The 7726-nt window shown below is 72.6% G+C and carries 7 protein-coding genes; 3 read left to right on the top strand and 4 right to left on the bottom strand.

The window, feature by feature from the left end:
- The 3 genes from AB0M54_RS31855 to AB0M54_RS31845 all read left to right on the top strand — a co-directional run.
- Positions 1-553 (top strand): hypothetical protein (locus AB0M54_RS31855; protein WP_364475394.1); only part of this gene is annotated, 553 nt, incomplete at its 5' end.
- 63 nt (positions 554-616) lie between these two features.
- Complete coding sequence (locus tag AB0M54_RS31850; RefSeq protein WP_364475392.1) at positions 617-1720, top strand: peptidoglycan recognition family protein; 1104 nt, start codon at positions 617-619, stop codon at positions 1718-1720.
- A 232-nt stretch (positions 1721-1952) separates the two neighbouring features.
- Positions 1953-2390: a hemerythrin domain-containing protein gene (locus AB0M54_RS31845; RefSeq protein ID WP_364475391.1), complete on the top strand. Its 438-nt coding sequence runs from the start codon at positions 1953-1955 to the stop codon at positions 2388-2390.
- Positions 2391-2582: 192 nt separating this feature from the next.
- Here AB0M54_RS31845 and AB0M54_RS31840 read toward each other — a convergent pair whose 3' ends face one another.
- Genes AB0M54_RS31840 through AB0M54_RS31825 form a run of 4 tightly spaced genes read right to left on the bottom strand, consistent with a single transcriptional unit; the run spans position 2583 to position 7498 of the window.
- Complete coding sequence (locus tag AB0M54_RS31840) at positions 2583-2780, bottom strand: nuclear transport factor 2 family protein (protein WP_364475389.1); 198 nt, start codon at positions 2778-2780, stop codon at positions 2583-2585.
- A 35-nt stretch (positions 2781-2815) separates the two neighbouring features.
- A complete protein-coding gene (locus AB0M54_RS31835; protein WP_364475387.1) occupies positions 2816-3547 on the bottom strand; it encodes a hypothetical protein in 732 nt (243 codons plus the stop codon).
- Entirely contained in the window at positions 3540-7055 is a 3516-nt protein-coding gene (locus AB0M54_RS31830; RefSeq protein ID WP_364475385.1) for an SNF2-related protein, read from the bottom strand. Before AB0M54_RS31830 ends, AB0M54_RS31835 begins: the two co-directional genes overlap by 8 nt.
- Positions 7052-7498: a DUF5990 family protein gene (locus tag AB0M54_RS31825; protein WP_364322972.1), complete on the bottom strand. Its 447-nt coding sequence runs from the start codon at positions 7496-7498 to the stop codon at positions 7052-7054. Before AB0M54_RS31825 ends, AB0M54_RS31830 begins: the two co-directional genes overlap by 4 nt.
- Between the last annotated feature and the right edge of the window lie 228 nt (positions 7499-7726).

Genomic DNA, 7726 nt, shown 5'->3' with positions numbered 1-7726 from the left:
TCCATCCGCGTCGCCTGGTGTCGTGCCCGCCTCGTCCTCGGTTGACGAGACGGCGCCTGGGCTGCCCGGGCCGTCGGAGGCCGCCGAGACCTCGGCTTCGTCCGAGGTAGACCTCAGCCTCGCCGAGACCGTGCGGATCACCACCGGCGAACGCCCCACCGTCTCTCCGATGGCGCCGGCGCTCGACCCTGACGAGATCGAAACGGTCGACATCGCCTCCCTGCGGAACAAGACACCGCGGGAACCCGCGGCCCGCGAGACCTCACCCCTCCAGCCGGGCGACGTGGATGACAAGCCCGACTGGTTCGCGAACGAGCCCCGAGCGGGCGACGCAAGCAACGACCAGCCACGAACCGGCAACGGCTTCGGGGCGGTCGGCCCCTCCGCCGGCATCCCGGTCCCCGAAGAACCACCCGGCCCGGAGAGCGCCGACGACAGCAGCGGCGAAATGTCCGGAGCGGACGGTACCGCATCGACCGAGGTCCTTGATCTGGACCCGGACGCGCAGGCGCGGGTGGCGGCTGAGCAGGAACGATCCGGCGGCGGACGGTAGCTATCAGGCAATTGACACCGGGCGGCCGGGCGGGATGTGTACCCGTTCGCTAAGTTCGGCCGCATGGTTTCTCGTCGATCTCTGCTCCGCGGGGCCACCGGCCTCGCCGCCGCAGCGCCCGTAGCCCTTGCCGGGGGCGAAGCGTTCGCCGCCGAAGGTGACACCGTTCCCGAGACTCTGGCCGCCGCCCGCGGGCCGGTCGACGCCGGGCGGACGCTTCAGCCCGAGCTGAAGCTGACCCAGCTCAGCGTCCCGGCCGGCACCGACCTCCGGGTCCGGACCGCCGACGGCTGGCGCGACCTGGCCGCCAACGGGTGCCCGGCCGGCGCCGACGGTGCCACGGCGCCCGGCAACGTGCTGGTCGCGGCGGCCGGCGTCACCGCGTACCAGATCAAGGGCGCGCCCACCGCCGTGACCGAGCTGAACACCGTGGACGGCCGCAAGCGGGCCCTCCGGGCGCAACCCCGCGCCCTGAGCCTGCCGCGCGCCGCCCAGACGCCGTGGCGGCCGCGCTACCTGAGCCGCGCGGCGTGGGGCGCCGACGAGTCCTACCGCCTCAACCCGGACGGCACGCTCGACACGCCGCCCGCGTTCTACGGCGTGCAGACCCTCACCGTCCACCACAGCGGTGAGGACAACCCGATCGACGACCCGATCCAGCACGTACGCGGCATCTACTACACCCACGCGGTCACCAACGACTGGGGCGACATCGGCTACCAGCTGCTGATCGACAAGTTCGGCCGGGTCTTCGAGGGCGTCTACTCCGACGCCGACCCGATCCCGGTCTTCGGCCCGGAGCCGGGCGCGGACGGCCGCCCCCAGATGGTGAACGGCGCCCACGTCGGCGGCTTCAACGCCGGCAACATCGGCATCTGCGTGCTCGGCAACACGATGATCACGCCCCCGACGGCGGCGGCGGTGCGCTCCCTCACGATCGTGCTCGCCCTGCTGGCCAGGGCCACCAACCTCGACCCCGAGGGTACGACCAGCTACGTCAACCCGGTCTCCGGCGCACAGGCCACCCTCCGGACGATCAGCGGCCACCGTGACTGGCACACCGCCAACCCCGCGGCCGGCGCCACGCTCTGCTGCGGCGATTCGCTCTACGGCCAGCTCCCGGCCATCCGCACCCGCGCGGCGGCCCTGGTCAACCTCTTGTCCTGAGCCGACCCTGACCGCGCCGCCCCTCACGGTTGAGGGGCGGCGCGGTCGCATCCGGGCTGATATTGTTTCGTCGCGCCCCCGGATGGGGCCTACCGCATGGAGGTAACGGCTTCCTCAAGCCTTGACAGGACCGGCAGATCCGGCCTCTCCCCATGCACGTATGGCCTTGCGGGGTAACCCCTTCTGTCGTTCCCTGTCGCCTTCAGCTCTCGCGACGACAGGAAGTGCTTTCATGACCGACAACCGCGTCAAAGGGATGGGCGACTGGCTCATCGAGGTCCACGACTGGTTCCGCGCCGAGCTGGCGACGTTGCAGAGCCAGGCCGCGGCCGGCGAACAGCTGACCCCGGCGAAAGATCTGCGCGCCAACTGCGTGGCTTTCTGCGGCTACCTGACCCGGCACCACACGGGCGAGGACCGCGGCGTCTTCCCCATGCTGGCCCGCACCCACCCCGAGCTGACCGAGGTGATCATCCGCCTGGAGAAGGAGCACGAGGTGGTCGCCGACATCCAGCACCGCATCCAGGCCCTGGCCGACGCCGAGGCCGGCCGCGACCACCTGGTGCCCGAGCTCGACCGCCTGGCCGCCGAGCTCAACGCCCACCTCCGCTACGAGGAGGAGACGATCGTGGCCGCCCTCAACGAGACCCCGGCCCCGCCGATGATGTAGAAGCCGATCATGCAGGAGCCGATGATGTGGCCGCAGCGCTGAGGGAACTGAACTGGAGGCCGGCCAGCCGCCACCCCTCGGGCAGCTCGACCCACGTCTGGCCGACCCGCGTGGTCAACGCCATCTCCTGCCCGCGCCAGAGCGAACGGCTGCGCTGCACACACCGGACGATCGCCGCGTGACCGTAGAAGCTCACTCGACGTCGCTGCTCTCCAGGCTGACGTAGGCGAACTCGGCGAACTTGCCGACCCACCGCGCCTTGTCGAGCACGTGGCCCTGCTCGCCGATCGACCGGAAGTCGTCGGCCAGCAGGGCGTTCAGCGCGTCGACGTCGGCGCGTAGCTCGGCCTCGTCGAAGGCGTCGCGGAGCCGTTCAACCCCTGATGTCACAAGCCACACCCTCTACAGCATCCTAGGATGAATCTCTACTCGTCGACCGGGAGGGCCAGATAGGCGGGCCGGAGCTTCTCGATCAGATCGTCGCCGAGCGGGGGCGGGTCGAGCTGGTCCAGCAGGACATCCGGGCGGGTCCGGGCCGGCGGCGCCGCCGGGGGCACCGCGTCCGTTCCCCAGAAGTCCGCCGGGTCGCCGAGCCCCGGAGAAGCGGACGGCGGCGGCTCCGCGGGCGGGTCGAACGCGGCGACCGCCACCGCGCCGCGCAACCGTCGCAGGCGGTCGAGCAGTTCCTCGCGGGTGCGGCCGCGCCAGGCGAAGACCCCGAACGGGTCGGTGTCGAAGGAGCGGGCCAGCTCGTACAGGGTCGCGGCCAGATGGACGCAGGGCATGGGCCAGCGTTCGCAGGTGCAGTCCATCGCCACGTCGTCGAGGGACAGCGGCAGCAGGGTCAGGCCGGCCTCGGTGAAGATCCGGTCGATGCCGGCCGGCATGCGGCCGTCGAGCAGGTCGGCGACGAAGCGGGCCTGCGCGGCCAGGGCGTCCTCGACGCGGGCCCACTCGGCCGCGCCGAACGCCCGCACCGCGATGCGGGCCCGGAACGCCGCGCGATCTTCCGGGCCGCGGACCCGCGCGACCACGAGACTGCTGGAGATCGTGAGGCTGCGGACGTAGCCGTTGCGGGCGTCCCGGCGGCCCCGGGAGAAGGTCGAGGTCAGGCGCAGTGATTCGAACGTACCCAGGAAGGGTTGAAGGTCAGTCACCGACGGCCTCCGGGGAGAGGGCGAGCAGGTCACGCAGCTCGGCCGTGGACAGCGTGGTCAGCCAGCTCTCGCCGTTGCCGACCACCCGTTCGGCGAGCGTGCCCTTCTCGGCGATCATCCCGTCGATCCGTTCCTCGAGGGTGCCCAGGCAGGTCAGCGTGTGCACCTGGACGTCGCGGTGCTGCCCGATGCGGAACGCCCGGTCGGTGGCCTGCGCCTCGGTGGCCGGGTTCCACCAGCGGTCGACGTGCACGACATGGTTGGCCGCGGTCAGGTTGAGCCCGGTGCCGCCCGCCTTCAGCGACAGCACGAAGATGCCCGGCCGGGTGTCGGCCTGGAACTCGGCGACCAGCCGGTCGCGTTCGGCGCGCGGGGTGCCGCCGTGCAGGTAGCGCACGGGCACGCCGAACCGCGCGGCCAGGTGGGGCGTCAGCATCGACCCGAACCGGGTGAACTGGGTGAAACACAGCGCCCGCTCCCCCGCCGCCAGCACCGCGTCGAGGATCTCCTCGAGGCGTTCCAGCTTGCCGGAGCGCCCCGGCAGCGGGGAGCCGTCGCCGAGCAGCTGCGCCGGGTGGTTGCAGACCTGTTTGAGCTTGGTCATCGTGGCCAGCACGTAGCCCTTGCGCCGGTCGGACGCCTCACCCATCCGTTCCAGCATGTCGTCCAGCACGGCCTGGTAGAGCGTGGCCTGCTCGGCGGTCAGCCCGCACAGATGCCGGACGTGCCGCTTGTCGGGCAGGTCATTGATGATCGACGCGTCGGCCTTCTCGCGCCTGAGCAGGAACGGGCGGGTCGCCTGCCGCAGCCGGTGCGCGGCGTCCTCATCGGAGTACCGCTCGATCGGAACCGCGAAGCGCGCGCGGAAGGTCGGCGCGCCGGCCAGCACCCCCGGGTTGAGGAAGTCCAGGATGGACCACAGCTCGGCCAGGCGGTTCTCGACGGGCGTGCCGGTCAGCGCGATCCGCGACCGCGCCGGGATGCGCCGCACCGCCTTGGCCACCGCGCTGGCGCTGTTCTTGATGTGCTGCGCCTCGTCCAGCACGATCCGGTCCCAGCCCATCGCGGCCAGCGCCTGGTGGTCCTTCGCCGCCGTCCCGTACGTGGTCAGCAGCACGTCGCAGTCGACCGCCGCCTCCCGTTCGGCCCCGTGCCACACCCGCACCCGCAGCGACGGCGCGAACCTCGCCGCCTCCCGCTGCCAGTTCCCCAGCACCGACAGCGGGCAGATCAGCAGCGTCGGCCCCCGCCGCGCGTGCAGCAGCAGCGCCAGCAACTGCACGGTCTTGCCCAGCCCCATGTCGTCGGCCAGGCACGCGCCCAGCCCCAGCCCGTCCATGAAGGAGAGCCAGGAAAAACCCCTTCGCTGGTACGGCCGGAGCACGCCGATCAGGTCCGGTGGCTGGTCGATCAGCTCGAGCCGCTCGTCCAGGTCCCCCGAGAGCAGACCGGCCGCCCACCCGGCGCCGGACACCGCGGTGACCGGCAGCGGCAGCTCCTCGGGCGGCAGCAGCCGGATCATCCGCAGGGCGTCCCCCGCGGTCATCGACCCGCCGCCCCGCCCCAGGAACGCCAGCCCCGCGGCGAGCCGCTCCGGGTCGAGATGCACCCAGCGCCCGCGCAGCCGGACCAGCGGAACCTTGACCTTGGCCAGGTCGGACAGCTCGTCCTCGGTCAGCACCCGCCCGCCGAGCGCCAGCCCCCAGTTGTAGTCGACCATCGAGGCCAGGTTGGCCGTCCGGTCGCGCAGCACCGGGGCGATCGGCTCCGGCGTCCGCACGTCGAGCGCCAGCCCCAGCCCCGGCCGGTCCCGCCACCAGGCCGGCACCATCACCCCGTAACCGGCCTGCTCCAGCACCCCCGCGCAGGTCAGGAACCGATGCGCCCCTTCGGTGGTCAGCACCAGATCAACCGGCCGGGCCACCCGCAACGCCTCGTCGAGCTCCGGAACCAGCCGGGCCGCCCGCCCCAGCCCCGCGAGCAGCCGCTCCTGCGGCCGATGCGTCCACCGCCGCAACGGAGCGATCTCATCCCGCCACACGTCCCCGGCCGTGACCAGCACACTGGGCTCATCCAGCGGCTGCAGCAAGAACTCGACCAGCCAGGCGTCCTCCGCCGGCGCCTCCACCGCACCACCCGTGGCGTCGGGCAGATCAGGCTCCATCTCCTGCAGATGACTGAGCCGGAACACCACCCGGACCGCCGCCCCGCCCGCCGCCTCCGCATGCCACGCATCCAGCATCTCGGTCAGCGCGTGCACCACCTCGGGCGCCGCCTCGAACTCCCCCGGCACCCGTTCCGGCCACTCATCGGCTTCTTGCCGCCCGACCCCGCCCGGTTCGTCGTCGGTTCCCTCCCGCTCAGGGCCGGCCGGCCCGTCGCCGATTCGCGGCGGCTCGCCGCCGGCAAGGGCGGCGTCATGCGCGCCGAGACCCTCGTCGGCCTCGGACGGTTCATCGCGTGCCAGGGCAGTGGGCCGCCCGGCCGCCGCGGCCTTCGTCGTCGTGAGCGCGGCCGGCGGGCGGGCCGGTGTGGGTGACCCGTCATCGGTGAGGGCGGTCAGCCACGGCTCGCCGGAGAGGGTGACCCCGGCCTCGGCGAGACGCGTGCGGACCAGCCCGTCGATGAGCCGATCAAGCGCGGCGTGGAGCAGTTCGGCCGCAGGCCGCCCATCGGTGTCACCGGGCCGGAGGCGTTCCGCGCGACAGGCCGCGGGCATGCGTCGCAGCAGCTCAGCATGCCGAGTGACATCCGGCCCGGTGAGCACCGCCCGCCAATAGGCCCGCGGCCGCATCCCGTCGGGCCACACCCCCGGCAACACCCGCCCCCGGGCAACCAGGTCGGCCGCGAACGCACACACCTCGACCAGATAGGCCAGCGACGGCCCGATCCGATCATCGTCGTCGGCGACATCCGCGCTCACGAACGGCACGGTCACCGCGGCCACCTGCCAAGCCTGCCAACGCGCCTTGCCACGGCGCGCCGCCAGCCCGAGCTGCGGCGACGCCAGAGGCCCACTGGTGACCGACGGCAGCAACAGCGTCAACGGCCCACGCGCGTCCCCGTCCGGCAGCCCCTCCACCCCGGCCGCAAAGGGATGCCAAGCCGCTTCCCCCCGCCGCCGCGACGGCGCGAACACCACCTCACCCTGAGCAGGCGCCTTCTCGTGGCCGGCGTTCCCACCCTGAGCAGCCGCCTCGCCCCGAGCAGGCGCCTCCTCGTGGCCGGCGTTCCCACCCTGAGCAGCCGCCTCGCCCAGGTCAGCCGCCTCGGCTGGCGGAACCGCCTCGTCGCCACCCGGATCCGCCGCGGGCGCCACCCGCGTCGCCGAGCCGGATCTCGCCGCCAGGTCCGCGCCGGCCGAATCAGATCCCAGGGCGGAAGGCTCCGGACCGGACCCGAGGAAAGCCGGCGAGGCGGCCGCGTGCGGCCGGGCGGCGGCGTCGACCTCGGCCCAGACGGCGAAGGCGCCATCACGGGCGATGACCCCGTGGAGGACACGGGTCACTCGGCGGTCCAGGTGATCACCGGCGGCCGGACCCGGGCACAGATCGGCCCACCCGCGGCGTCGGTCAGGCCGAGCCGCCCCACCATCGTGGCAGTGCCCGCATGCCCAGCCAGCAGCACCTCACCCGGAATGTCCGAGAACAGCAACTTGGCCCGCCGGAACATGTCGAACCGCTCATCATTGACCGCGCCCCAGGTCAGATACAGGAACCGCGCCCCCGGCCGCCCATGCACCCAAGGCCCACCGACGTCGACGAGCCCTTCGCCGACATCCCGGCTGCCCACCTCGAATTCCCACGAAGCCGACACCTCGGACGCCGGCACCAGAAACTCGGGCGACGACTGCCGCTGCACCCCCACATGCACATTGGCCAGCCGCAACTCATCGGCCGTCGCCCCCGGGCGACGCCCCGGCAGGTCGCTGCCCTCGATCCTGATCCGCACGCCACAACCCTAGGCCGCGGGTACGACAACGTCCCACCACCGCAGCCGGTGATGCGCATACACGCTCACAGCAGGCGCGGGGGCGGTGCCCATACGCGCTCAGAGCAAGCGCCGGGCGGTGCCCATACGCGCTCAGAGCAAGCGCCGGGCGGTGCCCATACGCGCTCAGAGCAAGCGCCGGGCGGTGCCCATACGCGCTCAGAGCAAGCGCCGGGCGGTGCCCATACG

This window comes from Actinoplanes sp. NPDC051470 (assembly GCF_040682035.1).
Lineage (GTDB): Bacteria > Actinomycetota > Actinomycetes > Mycobacteriales > Micromonosporaceae > Actinoplanes.
The sequence above is the reverse complement of the archived record's forward strand: the minus strand, read 5'-3'. Positions and strand labels throughout refer to the sequence as shown.

Bases quoted from the DNA above. Each gene is read 5' to 3' on its own strand.
- AB0M54_RS31850 (WP_364475392.1), top strand. From the start codon at position 617: ATGGTTTCTCGTCGATCTCTGCTCCGCGGGGCCACCGGCCTCGCCGCC.
- AB0M54_RS31845 (WP_364475391.1), top strand. From the start codon at position 1,953: ATGACCGACAACCGCGTCAAAGGGATGGGCGACTGGCTCATCGAGGTC.